The organism is Pseudomonas sp. SZ40 (assembly GCF_052958135.1).
The window spans coordinates 325,927-346,909 of record NZ_JBQWIF010000002.1 but is presented as its reverse complement, the minus strand read 5'-3'; the positions used below and the strand labels follow the sequence as shown (position 1 = coordinate 346,909).

Annotated in this window: 20 protein-coding genes and 1 other RNA gene; 9 read left to right on the top strand and 12 right to left on the bottom strand. The window is 64.1% G+C overall.

Annotated features, from left to right (window positions below):
- Positions 1–79: 79 nt before the first annotated feature.
- The 11 genes from gcvT to ACT9T4_RS03485 form a co-directional block, all read right to left on the bottom strand.
- Positions 80–1,174, bottom strand: coding sequence for a glycine cleavage system aminomethyltransferase GcvT (gene gcvT / locus ACT9T4_RS03535; RefSeq protein ID WP_042552320.1), 1,095 nt, complete (start codon positions 1,172–1,174; stop codon positions 80–82).
- A gap of 206 nt (positions 1,175–1,380) precedes the next feature.
- The gene (locus ACT9T4_RS03530) at positions 1,381–2,997 is read right to left on the bottom strand and encodes an ABC transporter permease (RefSeq protein WP_042552319.1); all 1,617 of its coding nucleotides are present in this window, start codon (positions 2,995–2,997) and stop codon (positions 1,381–1,383) included.
- A gap of 108 nt (positions 2,998–3,105) precedes the next feature.
- Positions 3,106–4,107: an extracellular solute-binding protein gene (locus ACT9T4_RS03525; RefSeq protein WP_042552318.1), complete on the bottom strand. Its 1,002-nt coding sequence runs from the start codon at positions 4,105–4,107 to the stop codon at positions 3,106–3,108.
- A gap of 139 nt (positions 4,108–4,246) precedes the next feature.
- Positions 4,247–6,682 carry a TonB-dependent siderophore receptor gene (locus tag ACT9T4_RS03520; protein WP_499115517.1) on the bottom strand — a complete coding sequence of 812 codons (2,436 nt, stop codon included), beginning with the start codon at positions 6,680–6,682 and terminating at the stop codon, positions 4,247–4,249.
- A gap of 118 nt (positions 6,683–6,800) precedes the next feature.
- A complete protein-coding gene (locus ACT9T4_RS03515; protein WP_042552317.1) occupies positions 6,801–7,736 on the bottom strand; it encodes a FecR domain-containing protein in 936 nt (311 codons plus the stop codon).
- Between the two features lie 3 nt (positions 7,737–7,739).
- Complete coding sequence (locus ACT9T4_RS03510) at positions 7,740–8,240, bottom strand: sigma-70 family RNA polymerase sigma factor (protein ID WP_042552316.1); 501 nt, start codon at positions 8,238–8,240, stop codon at positions 7,740–7,742.
- A gap of 85 nt (positions 8,241–8,325) precedes the next feature.
- On the bottom strand, positions 8,326–9,546 hold the full coding sequence (locus ACT9T4_RS03505) for a 2-octaprenyl-3-methyl-6-methoxy-1,4-benzoquinol hydroxylase (RefSeq protein WP_179539741.1): 1,221 nt from the start codon (positions 9,544–9,546) through the stop codon (positions 8,326–8,328).
- Between the two features lie 12 nt (positions 9,547–9,558).
- Positions 9,559–10,041 (bottom strand): DUF4442 domain-containing protein, encoded by a 483-nt coding sequence (locus tag ACT9T4_RS03500; RefSeq protein ID WP_042552315.1) that lies wholly within the window; start codon positions 10,039–10,041, stop codon positions 9,559–9,561.
- Positions 10,038–11,228: a 2-octaprenyl-6-methoxyphenyl hydroxylase gene (gene ubiH, locus ACT9T4_RS03495; RefSeq protein WP_499115514.1), complete on the bottom strand. Its 1,191-nt coding sequence runs from the start codon at positions 11,226–11,228 to the stop codon at positions 10,038–10,040. The genes ACT9T4_RS03500 and ubiH overlap by 4 nt, the downstream gene beginning before the upstream one ends.
- Before the next feature lie 4 nt (positions 11,229–11,232).
- Positions 11,233–12,567 carry a Xaa-Pro aminopeptidase gene (pepP, locus tag ACT9T4_RS03490; protein ID WP_499115570.1) on the bottom strand — a complete coding sequence of 445 codons (1,335 nt, stop codon included), beginning with the start codon at positions 12,565–12,567 and terminating at the stop codon, positions 11,233–11,235.
- Positions 12,568–12,606: 39 nt separating this feature from the next.
- Positions 12,607–13,161, bottom strand: coding sequence for a YecA/YgfB family protein (locus tag ACT9T4_RS03485; protein WP_042552312.1), 555 nt, complete (start codon positions 13,159–13,161; stop codon positions 12,607–12,609).
- A gap of 145 nt (positions 13,162–13,306) precedes the next feature.
- On the opposite strand from ACT9T4_RS03485, the gene ACT9T4_RS03480 reads away from it, so the two are divergent.
- The 5 genes from ACT9T4_RS03480 (at position 13,307) to ACT9T4_RS03460 (ending at position 15,387) form a co-directional block, all read left to right on the top strand.
- Positions 13,307–13,516, top strand: a complete 210-nt coding sequence (locus ACT9T4_RS03480; protein ID WP_042552311.1) for a TIGR02449 family protein — start codon at positions 13,307–13,309, stop codon at positions 13,514–13,516.
- Complete coding sequence (locus tag ACT9T4_RS03475) at positions 13,513–13,827, top strand: cell division protein ZapA (protein WP_042552310.1); 315 nt, start codon at positions 13,513–13,515, stop codon at positions 13,825–13,827. Before ACT9T4_RS03480 ends, ACT9T4_RS03475 begins: the two co-directional genes overlap by 4 nt.
- A 33-nt stretch (positions 13,828–13,860) precedes the next feature.
- Positions 13,861–14,039: non-coding RNA, 6S RNA (gene ssrS / locus ACT9T4_RS03470), on the top strand.
- A gap of 85 nt (positions 14,040–14,124) precedes the next feature.
- On the top strand, positions 14,125–14,721 hold the full coding sequence (locus ACT9T4_RS03465) for a 5-formyltetrahydrofolate cyclo-ligase (RefSeq protein WP_499115512.1): 597 nt from the start codon (positions 14,125–14,127) through the stop codon (positions 14,719–14,721).
- Positions 14,722–14,937: 216 nt separating this feature from the next.
- Positions 14,938–15,387 carry an EVE domain-containing protein gene (locus tag ACT9T4_RS03460; RefSeq protein WP_499115510.1) on the top strand — a complete coding sequence of 150 codons (450 nt, stop codon included), beginning with the start codon at positions 14,938–14,940 and terminating at the stop codon, positions 15,385–15,387.
- Here ACT9T4_RS03460 and ACT9T4_RS03455 read toward each other — a convergent pair whose 3' ends face one another.
- Complete coding sequence (locus ACT9T4_RS03455) at positions 15,388–15,807, bottom strand: flagellar basal body-associated protein FliL (RefSeq protein ID WP_042552307.1); 420 nt, start codon at positions 15,805–15,807, stop codon at positions 15,388–15,390.
- A gap of 150 nt (positions 15,808–15,957) precedes the next feature.
- Between ACT9T4_RS03455 and ACT9T4_RS03450 the strand changes: the two genes are divergently transcribed.
- From ACT9T4_RS03450 to fecA, 4 genes are all read left to right on the top strand, one after another.
- Positions 15,958–16,935: an NADPH:quinone oxidoreductase family protein gene (locus tag ACT9T4_RS03450; protein ID WP_499115508.1), complete on the top strand. Its 978-nt coding sequence runs from the start codon at positions 15,958–15,960 to the stop codon at positions 16,933–16,935.
- An 84-nt stretch (positions 16,936–17,019) separates the two neighbouring features.
- Entirely contained in the window at positions 17,020–17,532 is a 513-nt protein-coding gene (locus ACT9T4_RS03445; protein WP_179539737.1) for a sigma-70 family RNA polymerase sigma factor, read from the top strand.
- Positions 17,533–17,534: 2 nt separating this feature from the next.
- Positions 17,535–18,494 (top strand): FecR domain-containing protein, encoded by a 960-nt coding sequence (locus ACT9T4_RS03440; protein WP_499115506.1) that lies wholly within the window; start codon positions 17,535–17,537, stop codon positions 18,492–18,494.
- A gap of 129 nt (positions 18,495–18,623) precedes the next feature.
- Positions 18,624–20,945 carry a TonB-dependent Fe(3+) dicitrate receptor FecA gene (fecA, locus tag ACT9T4_RS03435; protein ID WP_179540153.1) on the top strand — a complete coding sequence of 774 codons (2,322 nt, stop codon included), beginning with the start codon at positions 18,624–18,626 and terminating at the stop codon, positions 20,943–20,945.
- Positions 20,946–20,983 lie beyond the last annotated feature (38 nt).

The following is a 20,983-nucleotide window of genomic DNA, read 5'->3' as shown; positions in this document are numbered from 1 at the left end:
GGTGCGCACAGGTTGCATCCAGCCGCATGTAGCGGCCGCGTCTGGCCAACCATCGCTCGACCAGACTCAGCCGACCGTATCAGATCAACACTTTGCCGTGGCGGACGAAGTTCGGCTGCACGACGCGCAGCGGGTACCACTTGCCGCGGATTTCCACCTCGGCGCGATCCCCTGTCTTGGCCGGCACTCGGGCCAGGGCGATGGACTTGCCCAGGGTGGGCGAAAAGCTGCCGCTGGTGATTTCACCTTCGCCCACGCCATCGACTCGCACGACCTGATGAGCACGCAGCACACCGCGTTCTTCGAGCACCACGCCAACCAGACGTGAGTGCGAGCCATCCTGATGCTGACGCTGCAGCGCTTCGCGGCCGATGAAGGCACGCTCAGCCGGCTCCCAGGCCAGCGTCCACGCCAGGTTGGCAGCCAGCGGGGAAACCTGCTCATCCATGTCCTGGCCGTAGAGATTCATGCCGGCCTCCAGGCGCAAGGTATCGCGCGCGCCCAGGCCGATCGGCGAAATACCCGCGCCGACCAGGTCATTGAAAAAGGTCACCGCTTCGCCAGCTGGCAACATGATTTCCAGACCATCTTCACCGGTGTAGCCGGTACGCGCGATGAACCACTGACCATCGGGCAGACCCTGGAACGGCTTGAGTTCGTGGATCAGGCTGGCACGGGCCTGGCTCACCAGTTCGCTGGTCTTGGCGCGTGCCTTGGGCCCCTGGATGGCGAACATCGCCAGATCGCTGCGCTCGTGCAGCTCGACAGCGAAATCGGTGCTCTGCGCGCGCATCCAGGCCAGATCCTTGTCGCGGGTGGCCGCGTTGACAACCAGCCGGTAGCTTGGCGCATCCGATGCATCGAGGAGATAGACGATCAGATCATCGATCACGCCGCCCTCTTCGTTGAGCATGGCGCTGTAAAGCGCCTTGCCCGGCGCCTGCAGACGTGCCACGTCGTTGGCCAGCAGGTGCTGCAGGTAGCCCCGGGCATCGCTACCCAGCACATCGACGACGGTCATGTGCGAGACATCGAAAACCCCGCAATCGCGGCGCACCTGATGGTGCTCCTCGACCTGCGAGCCATAGTGCAGCGGCATGTCCCAGCCGCCGAAGTCGACCATCTTCGCGCCGAGCGCGAGGTGCAGGTCGTAAAGAGGTGTGCGCTGTCCCATGGGATCTCCTTCCGGGCGTTGCAAGGCCGTGGCGCGCACTGATCGGGCCACTCCGGCACAGACGGAGATGGGCACATGACGGGCCGCAGCGAATGGCGCGCATTGTAGCCGCATGGTCGAAGCCGGTCATCTTGGACATTGGCAGGCCTTGTAACAAAGCCCGCAGGACACGCCATGAGGCAGCCCGGCGCCTGCCTGGCGACCGTTTATCCGATTCGCCGGGCCGAGCGGCGAATCAGCAGAATCACCGGCAACAGCCCCACCAGCACCAGGGTCAGGGCCGGTAACGCAGCCCGAGCCCACTCCCCCTCGCTGGTCATTTCGAAGATGCGCACGGCCAGCGTGTCCCAGCCGAAAGGCCGCATCAGCAATGTGGCGGGCATTTCCTTGAGCACATCGACGAACACCAGCAACCCGGCAGACAGCGCGCCGGGCATCAGCAACGGCAGATAGACCCGCAGGAACAGCGGCACGCCGCCGACGCCCAGGCTGCGCGATGCCTGGGGCAGCGAAGGACGGATGCGCGCGAGGCTGTTTTCCAATGGTCCGTAGGCCACTGCCAGAAAGCGGATCAGGTAGGCAAGCAATAACGCCCCCAGGCTGCCGAGCAGCAGGGCCTTGCCGGTGCCACCCAGCCAGGTCGAGAGGGGGATGACCACCCCGTTATCCAGGGTGCTGAAGGCCAGCATGATCGCCACGGCCAGCATCGAACCGGGTAGCGCATAACCGAGGTTGGCCAGACCGACGGTGGCGCCCATCAGCCGCGTGGGGGCCAGACGCCGGGCGAACGCCAGCAGCAACGCCACGGACACGGTGATCAACGCTGCCGCAGCGCCCAGATACAGGGTGTGCTGGATCAGTGCCAGGTAGCGCTCATCCAGATCGAAGCGCCCGCGCTGCCAGAACCAAACAAGCAGTTGCAGCACCGGGATTAAGAAACCACAGGCGAATACCAGCAGGCACCAACCACTGGCCGCAAACGCTCGCCATCCGCTGAGGTGGTACAGCGCGCCACTTCGCGGTCGCTCGGCGCAAGGCCTTACGGCTCCACGCGCCCGACGCTCGCCATAGAGCACCAGCATCACCGCGAACAACAGCAGGCAAGCCAGCTGCGCGGCGCTACCCAGGCTGTAGAAGCCATACCAGGTCTTGTAGATGGCCGTGGTGAAAGTATCGAAATTGAAGACCGACACGGCGCCGAAGTCGGCCAGGGTTTCCATCAGTGCCAGCGCCAGCCCGGCGCCGATGGCGGGCCGCGCCATCGGCAGGGCGACCCGCCAGAAGGCCTGCCAGGGCGAATGACCGAGGGTACGGGCGGCTTCCATCAGCCCCCTGCCCTGGGCCAGGAACGCGTTGCGAGCAAGCAAGTAGACGTAGGGGTAGAAAACCAGCACCAGAACGATGATCACCCCGCCAGTGGAACGCACCCGCGGAAACCGTATACCCGTGCCGAACCACTCGCGCAGCAAGGTCTGTACCGGGCCGGAGAAATCCAGCAGACCGACGAACACGAAGGCCAGCACGTAAGCGGGGATGGCGAATGGCAGCATCAGCGCCCAATCGAGCCAGCGCCGCCCGGGAAACTCGCAGAGACTGGTCAGCCAGGCCAGGCTCACGCCCAGCAGGGTCACGCCAACGCCTACGCCAAGCACCAGGATCAGGGTGTTGCCGATCAACCGCGGCATCTGCGTCTGCCACAGGTGCGACCAGATCTGCCGATCCACCTCGTGCCAGCTGACCAGTAGAACCAGCAGGGGCATGAGCACCAACAGGGCCACGGCGAAGGCGATGGGGTACCAGCGACGCTGGGCAGGATGAGCCACGCAAACTCCTGGAAAACGCAAAGCAAGACGCCCCGTACAGGCCGGGGCGTCGAATTACGGATGCCTGAGGAGCGGGTCGACGGCTCGCTCAGGCACAGCGGTCAGTCATCAGTTCCAGCCAGCGCGGTCCATCAGGCGGATGGCTTCGGCCTGGCGCTTGCCTGCCACTTCCACGGCAATGCTGTCGGCCTTGAACTCGCCCCAGGAGGCGACTTCCGCGGATGGCTTGACCGCTGGATTGGCCGGAAACTCCTTGTTGGCGTCGGCGAAGATGTTCTGCGCCTCGGCACTGGTCATCCACTCGACCAGCTTTTGAGCGGCCTCAGGATTCGGCGCATTCTTGGTCAGGCCGACACCGGACAGGTTGACGTGCACACCGCGGTCCTGCTGATTCGGCCAGAACAGCTTGGCCTTGAGATCAGGCTTCTGCTCGTGCAGGCGACCGAAGTAGTAGGTATTGACGATGCCAACATCGCACTGGCCAGCGGCAACGGCATTGATCACCGAGTTGTCATCGGGAAACACGTCGGTGGCCAGGTTGTTGATCCAACCCTTGACGATCTCTTCGGTCTTGGCCTCGCCATGGGTCTCGATCAGCGTGGCGGTGAGCGACTGGTTGTAGACCTTCTTGCTGGTGCGCAGGCACAGGCGACCTTCCCAGTTCTTGTCGGCCAGCGCTTCGTAGGTGGTCAGCTCGCCATCCTTGACGCGCTCGGGCGAGAACACGATGGTCCGTGCGCGCAGCGACAGGCCAGTCCACGCACCACTGGCGGCGCGATACTGAGCGGGAATGTTGGCGTCGACGACGCTGGATTTCATGGGCTGCAGAATGCCCATCTGTTCGGCCTGCCAGAGGTTGCCAGCATCCACGGTGAGCAGCAGATCCGCCGGCGTGTTCTCGCCTTCGGCCTTGATGCGCTCCATCAGCGGCGCTTCCTTGTCGGTGATGAACTTCACCGCGACCCCGGTCTTGGCGGTGTAGGCATCGAACACCGGCTTGATCAGCTCATCGATACGCGAGGAGTAGACGACCACTTCATCGGCCGCCTGCACAGCGCTGGCGAGCGTACTGAGGGTGAAAACAGCGAGAAGCGCACGGCGTACCGACATGGCAAGAACCTTATGGAAGCTGAAAGAGCGTTGATGATAGTGACTCTCATCTACGCCGCACACTGCCAGGTCATTGCCGGATATTACCGCCGTCGCCGAACGTCGAGTGCCCACGTCCCCGTGAGCACCCGATAACGCATCAGTAGTTGTATTGCAGGCTGGTCATGACATTGCGCGGTGCGCCATACAAGCCTGCTGCCGTGGTGGTGAGGTACTCCTTGTCGAACAGGTTGTTGAGGTTAACCGATGCCGACAACGCCGGCGTGAGCTGGTACTTCGCCATGAGGTTGACCAGCGCGTAGCTGCTCTGCGTGGTCGCGTAGCTGAGGTCGTAGCCACTCTCGCTCTGCCAATTCACACCACCACCAACGGTGAGCTTGTCCAGGGCGCCCGGCAGCCGATAGCTGGTGAACAGCTTGACGCTGTTGCGCGGGATCTCGGTGACGATCCGCTTGTCGTCGTCATTGAAACTGACGCTGTAGGAGTAGCCCCCCGTGAGCTGCCAACCGTCGGCGAGTTCACCATTGACCTCCAGCTCCACACCCTCGCTGGTCGTGCCGTTTTCCGCCTTGTAGGCCTGGAAGCCACTGGGCTGCAGCAGGCTGCCGTTGGCCACCGCAAGGTTGTCCTGCTCGACGCGGAACACCGCCAGGCTGCCGTTGAGGCGGCCGTCGTAGAAGTCGGCCTTCAGCCCGAGCTCGTAGCCAGTGCCTTCCTGAGGATCCAGAGGCGTGCCGTTGACGTCGCGGATGTTGGCGTTCTGCGGGTTGAAGATCTGCGTGTAGCTGGCGTAGGCCGTCCAGGTGTCATCGAGGTCGTAGACGAAGCCCGCGTAGGGAATGACGATGCCGGTTTCGGTACGCTCCGTCTTGCTGGTGGCGCCACCATACAAGCGGCTTTTGCTCTCGCGATTCCAGTCCACCACGCGCGCGCCGAGGATCAGGCTGGCTGCATCGGTCAGGTGCCAGCGCGACGTCAGGTAGGCGGCATACTGGGTTTCGGTCAAATCGCTCTCGCCGATCTTGTTGAACACCGGTTTCGGCGCCTGGCCGTTCCAGCCATAGATGTTGTCGATGCTGCCGGCATAACTGGACCCCGGGCGTTGCCAGCCTCCGTAGTTGGAGGTTCCCCGCTCCTCGAGACGCGACAGGGTCACCCCGCCGATAAGCTCGTGCTCGCGCCCCAGCAGCGGGAAGAAGCCGGTCAGATAGGCGTCGAGATTGTCCTGCTCGGGCGTCGCCTGCCAGCGGGTCGGCATGATGTAGGCACCCGAGCCAGTAGCCGGATCGATCAGGCCATCCATGTAGCTGGCCACGGTGTCGTAATCGTTGCGCGCGTGGCTGTACTCCAGCTTGCCGCTCCAGCCATTGGCGAACTGCTGTTCGACGGAGGTGAACAGCGTGCTCTGCTGGCGATCATAGTACGTCCAGTCAGGCGAGCTGTTGAACGAGCGCTTGATGTCGGTTCTTCCGCCGTCAGTCGTGAACAATGGAAAGCCGGTGCGCATCGGCGCGTTGCTGTTGGTCGTCTGATGGCTGAAACCCAGGGTCAGCAGGGTCGATTCGCTCAGATCCAGCTCGGTGATGCCGTAGACGGTGCTCACCTCCTGGCTGAAGCGGTCGATCCAGGCGTGCTGATCCTTGTGATCGACGACGAAACGCCCGCGCACGTTACCGCTCTCGGTCAACGCACCGCCGACATCCACCCCCAAGCCGTAACGGTCCCAGCTACCGGCTTCGGCCGACAGCTGCACCTGAGGTTCGATGCCCGGGCGCTTGCGGATCAGGTTGATGGTCGCGGAAGGATTGCCCAGGCCGCTGACCAGGCCCGTGGCGCCACGCACCACCTCCACGCGGTCGTACATGGCGGTGTTCTGGGTGTAGTTGTCCATGCCCGCCGAGGTCGGTACGCCGTCGATGGCGAAGTTGCGAATGGCGAAGCCGCGCGACAGATAGGTGGTGCTGTCGGCCCCCAGACTTTCGCGAATCACGGTGATGCCGGCAGTGGCATCCAGGGCATCGGTCAGGGTGTCGAGGTTCTGGTCATCCATACGCTGGCGGGTCAGCACGGTGACCGATTGTGGCGTCTCCTTGAGTGACAGGTTCAGGCGCGTCGAGCTGCTGGACGATTCCGTGGTGTAGGAGCCCGTGCCCTCGGTGGTCGAACCCGGCGCCTTGCCGGAAATGCTCAACGCAGAGAGCTCAACTCCTTGGCCCCGACTGGCAGGTACCAGCACATAACTGCCGTTGCCCTGACGCTGGGCCTGCAAACCGCTGCCCTGCAGCAGACGTGCGAGTCCTTCGTCGACGCCGTAATCGCCCTGCAGGCCCGGCGAGTCGAGCCCTTCGGTCTGCACGGCAGCGAATGAAAGCGTCACCCCGGCGACCGTTGCGAACTGGCTCAGCGCGGTACCCAGCGAGCCAGGCGCAATACGGTAGCTCTGCACCCCTGCCTCCTGCGCCAGGGCGTGGCTCGGCAAGGCGCAGAGCATGGGTATCGGCGCGCCGGCCAGACCGAACAGGGCCAGGTGAACGGCGCGAGCCATCGGCTTGGCTGGCGAGAGAAAGCGGGGCATGGTCATTTCCTTGTCATGGGCTGGGCAGATCCGCGGCGATGCAAAACCGCTTCATGTGCTTGGCCGAATGAGAATGAAAATCGGCAACCCCGGATGGCTGTTTTTTTTGCAGGCCCGATCAGGCAGCCTCGATTCGCGCCCAGTAACGACTCAGGTAACGCACTCGAATCGGCAGCGAGGCGCCCAGGTTTTCCAGAATGATGTCCGTGTCGTCGATCCGGAAAGCACCAGAGAGGCGCAAGTCTGCCACCGCGTCGGCACAGCTGAGATAGCCGGGACGGTAGCGCCCCAGTTCGGCGACGAAGGCATCCAGGCGCCAGTCGATCACCGTCAGCATGCCCTGCGCCCAGGCACCTGCTCCCGGCGGCAATGCGCTGGGCGTGCCGACCGCAGCGGCCTCCACAGCGACTCGCTGATTGGCGCCGATATGCACTGCCCGACCAGGTTGCCGGGCCGCACGCACTTCGACCTCATCTTCCAGCACCGCAACCTGAGTGCTGTCGCCCTCGCAGCGCACGCTGAAACAGGTACCCAACGCCCGTACACTGCCCTGCGCGGTATGCACCACGAAAGGCCGTCCGGCCGGATCGGCAGCGGTACGCACGAGTATCTCGCCGCGATGCAACTGCAGTTGTCGCAGGCTGGCGTCGAAACGGATATCCACCGCTGTCGCGGTATTCAGATCCAGCACGCTGCCATCGCTCAGTTGCAGGTGACGACGCTCGCCAGTGGCCGTGCGCTGATCGGCAAGCCAGTCCTGAGTCGGCGCCAGGTCGAAGGACGCCCAGCCTGCGGCCCCGGAGGCGAGCAGCAGGCCCAGGGTCTTCAGCACCGCCCGTCGCCGCGCCCGCACACCGTCCAGCGCGGGCAGCGCCACATCCGCAGGCAGGCCGCCGAGCTGATGCTGCAGGCGCTCCACCCGTGCCCAGGCCTGGCGGTGCCCGGGGTGCTGCGCGAGCCACTCGCGATGCGCCAGACGCTCGGCCTCGCTCGGTGGCGTGGCATTCAGCTGCACATACCAGGTGGCGGCCGCTTCCAGGGTCTGGCGATCCATGGCTCAGTCTTCCATCAACAACAGGCAGTGGGTCATGGCTCGGATCATGTGCTTCTTCACCGTGGTCACCGACACGCCGAGGCGCTCGCCGGTAGCCACATAACTGAGCCCTTCCAGTTGCACCGCCAGGAAAATGCGCCGTGTGCGCTCACCAAGACCGTCGAGCATGGCATCGACCGCAGTGAGGGTTTCGAGGATCAGCAGACGGGTCTCCGGCGAGATGTCCATGGGCTCGGGACGCAGCGCCAGTACATCGAGATAGGCCTGCTCGACGGCCTGGCGGCGAAACTTGTCGATCATCAGCGCGCGGGCGATGGCGCTCAGGTAAGTACGCGGCTCGCGGATGGCCTGCACGTCGCGGGCGCTGAGCACCCGCACAAAGGTGTCCTGAGCCAGGTCGGCGGCATCGCTGGCATTGCCCAGGCGTGCCCGCAGCCAGCCCTTGAGCCAGCCGCTGTGTTCGCTGTAGAGAAGATGCAACGCGGAATGATCCGGGCCGGACATGGCAGCACCAGGGCTAGAGATGATAATGCATCGCATTGTCTTCCAGCCACAGGTATGACGCAAGGCCGAACACCCGGTACAGCGCCTAGCGGGCCCTGGCCAGATCCGGCAGATCGCCGCTCAAGCCCAGCGCCTGGCGCACGAACAGCGCCTTGGCCTCGTCCAGGCCATCGACCAGCCCCAAGCCGGTGTTGCGCAGCAAGCGCAGCGTCAGTGAGTCGCTCTGGAACAGCCGCTGAAAACTCTCCATCGCCGCCATCATCGCCAGGTTGTGCGGCATGCGGCGGCGCTCGTAGCGGCTCAGCACGCGCTCGTCGGCAAGCCGCTCACCACGCCCGGCTGCCTGCGCCAGCACCTCGGCGAGCACCGCGGCGTCGAGAAAGCCGAGGTTGACGCCCTGGCCGGCCAGCGGGTGGATGGTGTGGGCAGCATCGCCAATCAGCGCCAGGCCGGGTTCGACATAGCGCTTGGCGTGGCGCTGACGCAGCGGAATGCACAGGCGTCGATCCACTTGCAGTACCTGGCCCAGGCGGTATTCGAACGCCTGCCCCAGGGCCGTGGAAAACTCATCGTCAGCCAGCGCCATCAAGTGGCTCGCTTGCTCCGGCGTGGTCGACCAGACGATCGAACACCAGTGCTCGCCATCGCGCTCGCCCAAAGGCAGGAAGGCCAGCGGGCCGTCGTCGGTGAAGCGCTGCCAGGCGGTGGCCTGATGCGCATCGGCACAACGCACGCTGGTGACGATGGCGTGGTGCAGGTAATCCCACTCGCGGGTTTCACAACCCGCCAGACGACGTACCGCAGAGTTGGCGCCATCGGCCGCGACCACCAGCGAGGTACGCAATTCGCGGCCGTCGGCCAAGGTCAGCAGCCAGTCGTCACCGGAGTGGCGCAGGCGCTCCAGCCGCGCGTCGGCGAGCAGACGAACATCGCTGGCATGCAGGCGCTCGAGCAACGCGTCCTGCACCACGCGATTCTCGACGATATGGCCGAGCATATTGGCATGCACGCTGGCAGCGCTGAAATGGATGCTGCCGGTGCCGCTGCCATCCCACACGCGCATTTCGCTGTACGGGCAACTGCGCCGCGCCAGCACGCCGGGCCAGGCGCCAAGGCGTTCGAGGATGCGCTGGCTGGCCATCGACAGCGCACTGACCCGAGGCTCGTAAGCAGCGTTGCCCTCGAACGGCTCGACCTGCAGCGGCCCGCCGTCCAACACCAGGCAATCCAGCCCCTGCTCGCGCAGGGCCAGCGCCAGGGCGCTGCCGACCATTCCGGCACCGACGATGATCATATCTGCACGCATGTCGTCCATTCCTCAGGCTGCCTGCCGCTGGCGCGGCTTGAGCCGCACGTAAAGAGTCTTGTGTACCCGAGCGACCAGGGTGCCATCACCGTCGCGGACCTCCACCTGCAACTCGGGCAGGTACTTGTCACCCGCGGCGGTGTGCTGACGCACCTCGTCGACGAAGGCCTGGTCGATGGCGAACGAGGCGAATACCGGGCCTCTGCCCGGCGCGATGAAGTCGATGCTGGCGGCCTTGTCCCAGACCACGTAATCGCGCCCCAGGTTCTCCATCAGCATCAACATGTAGAACGGATCGGTCATCGAATACAGGCTGCCGCCGAACTGGGTACCCACATAGTTGCGGTTGTACCAACCCAGACGCATCTTCACGTCGACCTGACGAAAATCCGCTGCGATGCGCCGAATCCATACGCCAGCCCCCAGGTAGGGCGGGTAGCAATTCATGACCCAGCGCAGCAGGCGGGCCTTGCGCGCCAGCCGCCGGGCACTCATTGCGGGATACCGCGAGTACCTATGCCCATGGCCTGGCGTGCGAACCAGCGCTTGGCCGGCGGCAACAATTCCAACCCCAGCAGGCCGAGGTTGCGGCCCGCGGCGAGCAGCGGCTGATCGGTACTGAACAGCCGGGTGACCTGATCCGAAAAGCCGACGGTGAGGGCCTGATCGCCAGCCTGAACGGCTGCATAGCGCTGCAGAGTGGCCAGGTCGCCAAGCGGCGCGGAGCCCGCCAGCACAGTATCGGCCAGGGCACGAACGTCACGCAGCGACAGGTTGAAGCCCTGCCCGGCAATCGGGTGCAGGCTGTGCGCGGCATTGCCCAGCACCACCAAACTGGCCCGTACCTGCTCGGCCGCCTCGACCAGCACCAGCGGGTAAGGCAGCCGCGCGCCGACCTGACGCAAAGCACCGAGGCGGTAACCGAAGGCCTCCTGCAGTTCGGCGAGAAACGCGCGCTCGTCCAGCTTGAGCAGCCGCTCGACATCACCGCTCGGGTGCGTCCATACCAGTGCACAGCGATTGTCCGAAAGCGGCAGCAACGCCAGTGGTCCGGACTCGGTGAAGCGTTCGAAGGCTTGGCCTGCGTGTGGGCGCGAAGGCGTGATATTGGCGATCACCGCAGTCTGGTCATAAGGCCGTTGGTTCACCGTGATGCCCAACTGCTCACGCAGCGAAGAGCGTCCGCCATCGGCGAGCACCGCCAGGGAGCAGTCGATCAGACTTTCATCATCGAGGGTCAGGCGATAGCCATCCGGCAGCGCGTCCATCCGCTCGACCTGGGCCGGGCAACGCCACTGGATCACCTCGGCGTCCAGCGCCTGCCACAGGCAATGGCCGAGCCAGGCGTTTTCCACCACGTAACCCAGGGCAGGGACGCCTTCCTCCTCGGCACTCAGCCGCGCAGCGGCGAAGCGCCCGCGATCCGATACGTGTATCTGCTCGATGGGAGTGGCGTGCTCGGCGATCGCTGGCCACAAGCCAAGACCTTCGTAGATCAGCCGCGAGCCGTAGGACAGTGCCGTGGAGCGGGCATCGTAGCTCGGTTGGTAGCCTTCGCCGGGAGCAAAAGGCTCGATCAAAGCGATTTTCCAGCCACGCGTGCGCGCCTCGCCCTGCAGCGCCAGCGCCAGGCTGGCACCGACCAGACCACCGCCGATGATCGCCAGGTCGACTCGCGGCATGGCCTCAGGCCACCTGCGCGCGAGCGGCGGCCATCAGTGTCTCGATCTCGTCGACGGTCTTGGGGACATCGCCGGTGAGAATCTCGCAACCGGTCTTGGTCACCACGACGTCGTCCTCGATGCGCACACCGATACCGCGCCATTTCTTGGCCACGTTCTGATTGTCCACGGCGATGTAGATGCCCGGCTCGACGGTCATGGCCATGCCCACTTCGAGCACACGCCACTCGCCGCCGACCTTGTACTCGCCGACGTCATGCACGTCCATGCCCAGCCAGTGGCCGGCACGGTGCATGTAGAACGGCTTGTAGGCTTCCGCGGCGATCAGCTCGTCGACATTGCCTTTGAGCAGGCCCAACTCGACCAGACCAGCGGTGATCACCCGCACCGTGGCCTCATGGGCCTCGTTCCAGTGACGACCCGGCGCGATGTGCTTGAAGGCTTCCATGTTGGCCGCCAGCACGATCTCGTAAATGGCCTTCTGCTCGGGCGTGAAGGTACCGCTGACCGGAAAGGTACGAGTGATGTCGCTGGCATAGCAGTCGATCTCGCAGCCGGCGTCGATCAGCACCACGTCACCGTCCTTCAGCACCGCGTCGTTCTCACGGTAATGCAGAATGCAGGCGTTCTTGCCCGCTGCGACGATGGAGCCGTAGGCCGGCATCTTCGAACCGCCCTTGCGGAATTCGTAATCCAGCTCTGCTTCCAGATGGTATTCGTAAAGCCCGGCGCGGCTTGCCTGCATGGCCTTGATATGGGCGCGTGCGGAAATTTGCGCCGCTTCGCGCATCACCTTCACCTCCCCGGCCGACTTGTACAGACGCAGGTCGTGGAGGAAATGATTGAGGGCGACGAACTCTTTCGGTGGCGTGGCGCCCTGGCGGGCCTTGGAGCGGATCACGTTGACCCACTCCATCAGATGACGATCGAATTCCGGGTTGGTACCCACGGCGTAATAGACACGCTCACGACCTTCGATCAGCCCCGGCAGGATGTCGTCGATATCGCCGATGGGAAAGGCATCGTCCGCACCGTAACGGCTGATGGCGCCTTCCTGACCGGCGCGCAAGCCATCCCACAGTTCACGCTCGGGATCACGCTCTCGGCAGAACAGCACGTATTCGCCGTGCTCGCGGCCGGGGATCAACGCGATCACCGCCTCGGGCTCGGGGAACCCGGACAGGTACTGGAAATCACTGTCCTGGCGATAGATATGTTCGACATCGCGGTTGCGGATGAACACGGGTGCCGCCGGCAGAATGGCGATGCTGTTGGGTTCCATCTGCGCCATGAGCGCCTTGCGTCGACGGGCGTATTCCGCTTTGGAGATGCTGGTCATGGGCACGCTAGGTTCCGATCGGTCGAATGAGGGGCAGGATCAGTGCAGCGACGGTTTCGGCGCTGGGGCAGCCGGCTTGTTGCACTCGGCGAACAGCAGCAGCGGCGCCACACGCAGGTATTCGGTGACCTCCATGTAATCGTTCTCGCCGTCCTCGGACTCATCCAGGGCATTCTGCACCTGGGCGATAGCGGACAAATCCTGCAGCACTTCCATGGCTTCGGCGCTCAGCGCCGCGTCGCCGGAAGTGAGGCCGAAACCACCGAGGAAGCCCTGGCACCACTGGCCCAGAGCGGCGGCGCGTTCGGCCAGCGGGGCGTCGTCGGAAGGCAGCAACAGAACGACGGTGACATCGTCACCGGTCAATTCGCCGCGTACCATCTCCTGCAGACCGATCAACGCCTGGCGAACGTTCTCCGGCGGTTCGCTGCCGAGCAGCTCATTGGCGTCAACCAGCCAGGGACCGGCTTCGAAGCCGGCACCAGCGCAACTGCGGCCCAGCAGCAGGCCGTGCAGTTCAGCGGGAGAAACGGAGGTGCCGCCACTGGCGAGCAGGGTGGCGAATGCAGCGTAGGGAGAACTGGAAGTCGGCATCGATCACTAGGCGCCAAGAGGCGCAATCACTAGAATGTAGGCTTTGTATCGTAGCACCGGCAGACGCGCCAAGACCATCAGCGGGTTTGCACCCACCTGCCAGCGCGCCTATACACTGCGAACAACCCTGCCAAAGCGAGAGCCAATGGAAGACGCCGATCTACAAGCCCTGACGGCCAAGCTGGAGTTGCTGATCCAGCGTGTCGAGCGACTCAAGGCACACAACCGCCTCTTGCTGGAAAGCGAGCAGGCGTGGCGTGAAGAACGCGCTCATCTGATCGAAAAGAACGAAATGGCTCGGCACAAGGTCGAATCGATGATTTCGCGCCTCAAAGCCCTGGAGCAGGACTCATGACCCAATCGAATACCGTTACCGTCCAGATCCTGGACAAAGAATATTGCATCGCCTGCCCAGCAGATGAGCGTAGCAACCTGCAGAGTGCCGCCCGCTACCTGGACGGCAAGATGCGTGAGATTCGCAGCGCCGGCAAAGTGATCGGTGCAGACCGTGTCGCCGTGATGGCCGCACTGAACATCACCCACGACCTGCTGCACAAACAACAGAATCTGGATCAGCAGGTTTCTACCAGCCGTGATCATGTGCGTGATCTGCTGGGCCGCGTGGACGATGCACTGCGCGATGATGCAGATGGCCGTGGCGTCTGACCAACGGTCGCCACTTTGCGTTATACTGGCCACCGCTCCCTGGAGTGTGCGCCAGTCGGTGGTGTCCCTGAGCCGATACGCACAACCCCGGGGGTTGTCAGTTGAGGCCGGTGTGCATGTCCGCTCGACGGAAAGCCTTAAGGTTTCCTGCAACCTCCACCTTGAACTTTCGGGTTCAAGGGCTAAACCGACAGCGGCATGCTGGGGAGTCTCAATTTGTAGCCCGCTGCTGGCTCACGCCGGCAGCGGGCTTTTTATTGCCTGCGATTGCGCGCCAGCGACTCTACAGGCCTGCCCATGATCGACGCCAAAGACCTCACCCGCGCCCAACTGCGGCGCAAGCTGCGCCAGCGACGTCGCGAGCTGAAGCCTGCAGCCCAGCGACGTGCCGCCAGGGCGCTGTATCGACAGCTGGCGCATCACCCGCTGTTTCGCCGAGCCCGGCATGTTGCGCTGTACCTGAGCAACGACGGTGAAATCGACCCCTGCCTGCTGATCGCGGCAGCCCACGCCCGCGGCAAGCAGGTGTACCTGCCCGTCCTGAAATCCTGGCCGCGCACCAGCATGGTGTTTCAGCGTATCGATGCGCGCGAAAAGCTGGCAGCCAACCGCTTCGGCATCCCCGAGCCGCGACGCGACAGCATGCGCCAACGCAAGGTCTGGACACTGGATCTGGTTCTGCTGCCGCTGGTCGGCTTCGATCGCCATGGCGGGCGATTGGGCATGGGCGGCGGCTTCTACGACCGCAGCCTGGCCTATCGCGCAAGGCGCAAAAATTGGCACAAACCGACCTTGCTTGGGCTGGCCCACGGCTGTCAGCAAGTCGATCGCCTGCCCATGGCCAGCTGGGACATACCGCTGGACGCCACGGTCACCGATACAGGTTGGTACTAGCTTGCTGCCACTGGCTTTGCGCATAGCCGGTCATCACCATGCCCAGCCCGAACACCACCACCAATACCAGCAACAGATCAGGCTTGCGCCGCATACAACAACTCCTGTCCGGATCGAGCACCGGAACGTAACGACCTATAGTTCGACAATCATTTCCATCGCAACAGAGCGCAGCCGAAAGGCATGCGCTCGCTGCCCGACTCAAGAGCAAAGTTCATGCCCTATTGGCTGATGAAATCCGAACCTGACGAACTCTCGATCCACGACCTGCAGCGCCTGGGCAAAACGCGCTGGGACGGCGTGCGCAACTACCAGGCGCGCAACTTCATTCGCAGCATGCAGGAGGGCGATCAGTTCCTGTTCTATCACTCGAGCTGCCCGCAGCCCGGGGTAGCCGGAATCGCCCGCATCGAAAGCGAGCCTTATGAGGATCCCGCCGCGCTGGACGCCAAAAGCCATTACTTCGATGCCAAGGCGAGCGCGGAGAAGAACCCCTGGACAGCCATCGACGTGGCATTCGTCGAGGCCTTCGCGCGCGTTATCCCACTGGCGGAGCTGAAGGCTCAGAGCGCGCTGGAGGAACTGGCGCTGGTACAGAAAGGAAGCCGCCTGTCGGTGATGCCAGTTACCGAAGCACAGTGGACGGCCATTCTGCTGCTGCGCTGATCACCCCTGCAGAATCAGGTTGTTGAACAACAGGTCCTCGACCAGTGGCTGGCCCTCCTCGTCACTGAGCACCTGTTGCACCTGCTTGAGGGCTTCCTGGCGCAGCTTCTCCTTGGCATCGGGAGTGGCCAGGCTTTCCTCGGTCTGCTGCGAGAACAGCATCACCAGTTGGTTGCGAATCAACGGCTCATGGTGCGTGACCTTGGCTTCGGCATCGGCGCCAGTAACTCGCAGCGCCACATCGGCCTTGTAGTACTTGAGCTTCGGCCCGGCACCGAAGTTACCGACCAGCGCGGGCGTAAGACTGTGGTAGATCACCTGTGGCGCGGCACCCTCGCCTTCCCCTTCCTTCTTTTCCTCATTGGCGAAAGCCGGGATCGACAGCGCGCAGGCAAGCAGAAACGTGATGAAGGTTTTCACAGGACGATCTCCATTGGGTTGCCCGCAAGCATAGCAACGCCTGCGATGGATCCCAACGCTTATACCCAGCCATCAGGTCGAGCCATGCTCGTTGACCCGCGCAGCGGCCTACCTAAACTGCAGAGCCAATCGATGAAAGAGTGGACTGCGATGAAAGCGCTGCTATGCAAAGCCTTCGGCACCGCCGAAACCCTGGTTTTGGAAGACCTCGAGAGTCCACACCCCAAGGCCAACGAAGTGCTGATCGATATTCAGGCCGCCGGTGCGAATTTTCCCGACACGCTGATCATCGAAGGCAAATACCAGTTCAAGCCGCCCTTCCCCTTCGCGCCGGGCGGCGAAGTGGCCGGCGTGATCAGCGCGGTTGGCGACAAGGTTACCCATCTACAGGTCGGTGCTCGGGTCATGGCGCTGACCGGCTGGGGCGGTTTCGCCGAGCAGGTCGCGGTGCCGGCCTACAACGTCCTGCCGATGCCCGACAGCATGGACTTCATCAGCGCCGCCGCCTTCGGTATGACCTACGGCACCTCCATGCACGCACTCAAGCAGCGCGCAGGCTTGCAGGCAGGTGAAACCCTGCTGGTGCTCGGTGCCTCCGGCGGCGTTGGCCTGGCAGCGGTGGAGATCGGCAAGGCCATGGGCGCCCGAGTGATCGCCGCAGCGAGCAGCGCTGCCAAGCTGGAAGTGGCCCGACAGGCGGGCGCCGACGAGCTGATCGACTACAGCACGCAGAGCCTCAAGGACGAAGTGAAGCGCCTGACCAACGGCCAGGGTGCCGACGTGATCTACGATCCGGTGGGCGGCGACCTGTTCGATCAGGCAGCGCGCAGCATCGCCTGGAACGGCCGGCTGCTGGTCGTTGGTTTCGCCAGCGGGCGCATCCCGGAACTGCCGGTGAACCTGATGCTGCTCAAGGGCGCTGCAGTGGTCGGTGTATTCTGGGGCGCCTTCGCTCAACGTCAGCCAGCTGACAACGCCGCCAACTTCGGGCAACTTTTCACCTGGCATGCCGAGGGCAAGCTGAAACCACTGGTCTCGCAGACCTACCCGCTGGCCGACGGCGGCGCGGCCATCGATGCCCTCGCGCAACGCAAGGCGGTCGGCAAACTGGTGGTCACGGTGCGCTGATCACGCCGGCGCGAAGCGATCGAGCTATGCAAATGAGAACTATTGCTATATAAAGCGCGCTTTATTTCTCTGGATATTGCGCGCATGTCGACCTTGTCCTGCCTGCACGACGGCCCCGTCGCTGCGCATCAGCTCTACAGCGAGCACCACAGCTGGTTACGCTTGCGCCTGCAACAGCGCCTGGGCTGTGCATTCGATGCGGCCGACCTGGCCCATGACACCTTCCTGCGCATTCTCGCCCGCCGGGATCTTGCCGATATCCGCGAGCCGCGGCCCTATCTGGCCACCGTCGCCAAAGGCCTGATGGTCAACCACCTGCGCCGCAAGGCGCTGGAGCGGGCGTACCTGGAAAGCCTGGCGAATCTCCCCGAAGACCTGCTGCCAGGCCCCGAGGCGCGTTACCTGCTGCTGGAAACCCTGCTGGAAATCGATGCCCTGCTCGACGGCCTGCCTGCCAGGGTTCGCCAGGCCTTCCTGTTGTCGCAGCTCGACGGGCTCACTTACCCGCAGATCGCCGAGCACCTGGGCGTGTCCCTCAGCTCGGTGAAGCAGTACATGTTCAAAGCCATCCGCCACTGCATGCAGCCAGGCCTCTGAGCATGAAGTCCCGAGCGCCCTACCAACCGTTGTCCGAAACAGCGCTCGACCAGGCTGCACACTGGTTCGTCACCCTGCATGCTGGCGATGCCAGCGAACAGGACCAGCAACACTGGCGGCTGTGGCTCGAAGCCTCCCCCGAGAACGCCCGGGCGTGGGCCTGTGCAAACGGCGTCGGCGGCCACTTCAAGGGGCTGCCAGTCGATCTGGCCAGAGCCACGCTGGGCGTCCCGGCGGGTATCGGCCGTCGCCGTGCGATCAAGAACCTGGCAGTGCTGATCGGCGTTGCCGGCAGCGGCTGGTTCGCCCTGCGCGAGCAGCCCTGGCAGCGTTGGACTGCCGACTATCAGACAGGCCTGGCCGAGCAGGGTGAATGGCGCCTGGCCGACGGCAGCCTCCTGAACCTCAACAGCAGTAGCGCCGTTCGCGTCGAGTTCAGCCAGGCAGAACGCATTCTGCATCTGCTCGATGGCGAGCTGCTTCTGGAAACCGGGCACGATCCCCGTCCGCTGCGGGTGATCACCGCCGAAGGCAGCGTCCGCCCCATCGGCACGCGCTTCTCCGTGACCCAACAAGCCGGACATTCACGGGTCGCGGTATTCAGTGGCCGCGTAGAGCTCACCCCCAGCGCCGCCCCGAGCAGCCGGCGCCAGCTCGACAGCGGACAGGTGTCGCGCCTGTACCGCGCCAGTAGCGACACGCCGATGCCTGCCAGCGATGACCTGCTCGCCTGGCTGCACGGCATGCTGATTGCCGATGACATGCCGCTAAGCGAATTCGCCAGTGCCTTCGAGCGCCAGCGCCGCGGCAGAGTGACTTGCGCGGCGGCGGTGGCCGACCTGCGCATATCCGGCGCATTCCCCCTGAACGACAGTGACCGCGCTCTCGATTCCCTGACCGCCAACCTGCCGGTGCACATCCGCCGCTTCACCCGCTACTGGGTGCATATCGAGCCGCGCTGAAAAAAATCCTCTGCACGGCCTGTACCTTTTCGATTCTCGACTGGCCCTTCAATACACAACCCATTGGAGGGCAACATGGTCTCGCTCAAGTCCTTTCCCAGCCGTCACCCGCTTACCCTCGCCATCGGCATGACCCTTGGCGCCCTGGGCACGCTTCCGATCAACCTGGCCGTGGCCGCTGAAAACCCCGCGACCAGCACGGCAACCCGCAGCTATGACGTGCCCGCCGGCCCGCTGGGTGCAGCCCTGTCGCGCTTCGCCGCGCAGAGTGGCGTGCTGCTGTCCTTCGACCCTGCCCTGACCGCCGACAAGAGCAGCGCGGGCCTGAAGGGCAGCTACGGAGTCGATGAAGGCTTCGCCAGGCTGCTGCAGGGTAGCGATCTGAGCACCGAGCGGGACGCTGACGGCGGTTACCGCCTGCATACCTTGCGCAGCGCTGCACATGGCGAACCGCTGCAGTTGCAGGCCTCCAGCGTGGTGGGTGACTGGCTCGGCAGCGCCGATGCGCTCGATGTGTACAACCACCCGGGCGCTCGCGACGTGATCCGCCGCGAAACCTTCGAGCAGGTGGGGGCCAGCAGCGCCCGGGAAGTGCTCAACCGCATTCCCGGCGTCAATGCGCCGGAAAACAATGGCACCGGCAGCCACGACCTGGCGCTCAATTTCGGTATCCGCGGTCTCAATCCGCGTCTGGCCTCGCGCTCCACGGTACTGATGGATGGCATCCCGGTGCCCTTCGCCCCTTATGGCCAGCCACAGCTATCCCTGGCCCCGATCTCCCTGGGCAACATGGATGCCATCGATGTGGTGCGTGGCGGCGGCGCGGTGCGTTATGGCCCGCAGAACGTCGGCGGTATCGTCAACTTCGTGACCCGCGCCATCCCTGACCAGCCGACCATCAAAGGCGGCCTGCAGACCGAAGTCAGCCCTTCCAGCAGCCAGGATGGCTTCAAGAAGACCGGCAATCTGCTGATCGGCGGCACCAACGACAATGGCCTGGGTGGCGCGCTGCTCTACTCGGGTACCCGCGGCAGCGACTGGCGCCAGCACAGCGATACGCAGATCGACGACCTGATCCTCAAGGGCAAGTACAGCGCCGACGATGTACACACCTTCTCGGCAATGGGTCAGTACTACGAAGGGCAGGCCGACATGCCGGGGGGCCTCAGCACCGCGGCTTTCGATGCCGATCCGTACCAGTCCACCCGCCCCTACGACAGTTTCTGGGGCCGCCGCACCCTGGCCAGCGCCAGCTACGCCTACACACCGGACGCCGATCGCGAACTCAGCGTGACCAGTTTCTTTACCAAGACCCTGCGCAGCGGTTTCCTCGAGCAAGGCAACTTCCTCTCCCTGTCGCCACGCGAGTACTGGGTGCGCGGCATCGAGACCCGCTACTCCCAAGCCTTCGACACGGGCACCCTGCACCATGAAGTGGGCGTGGGTTACCGCTATGTCAGCGAAGAAAGCCACGAGCAGCGCTTCCGCAATCCGACCAGCACCGGCGTACTGCCCAGCACCGCCAGCTTGCGAGACCGCAACAGCCGCGGCGAAACCGAAGCCAGTGCGGTGTATATCGATGACCGTATCGATATCGGCAACTGGACCATCACCCCTGGCGTGCGCTACGAGAAGATCGCCTCTCGCCAGGACAACAAGCTCAACGGCACCCGTGCCGCCGGCCGCTACAACACCGCCTTGCCGGCGCTGAACGTGCTGTACCGGGTCAATGATCGAGTCAACCTGTACGCCAATACCGAAGGCTCGTTCGGCGCCGTGCAGTACAGCCAGATGGGCAAGGCGCTGGCCAGCGGCGACGTCGAGCCGGAGAAAGCCCGTACCTGGGAACTCGGCACCCGCTATGACGATGGCCTGCTGCAGGCGGAGATCGGCGCCTTCCTGATCAACTTCGACAACCAGTACGAAAGCAATCAGCAGACCAACGACGTCACCGCACGCGGCGAGACCCGTCATCGTGGCGTGGAAAGCAGCCTCAATTACGCGCTCGAGGCGCTGAACCCTGCACTCAGCGGCCTGTCCGTGTACGCCACCTACACCTTCGTCGACGCCGAGATTCGCGAGAACGGCGACAACAAGGGCAATCAGGTGCCCTTCTCGTCGCGGCACAAGGGCGTGGTGGGGGCTCGCTATGAGACCGGCCCGTGGCAGTGGGGCGTGGATGGCAGCTACCAGAGCAGCCAGTTCGCCGACAACGCCAATACCAAAGCGGAAAACGCGGCAGGCAACAACGGCGAGATTCCCGGCTACATGGTCTGGGGGCTGCGCGGCGCTTACGATTTCGGCCCGCAGCTGTCCGACCTGACGGTCGCGGCGGGGGTCAAGAACGTCTTCGCTCGTGAGTACTACACCCGCTCGTTCGACGACAACAACAGCGGCAAGTACCTCGGCCAGCCACGTACCCTGTACGTGCAGACGTCGCTGGCGTTCTGATCGGTAGCATGGCGGCGAACCGCCTTGCGGGTCGCTGC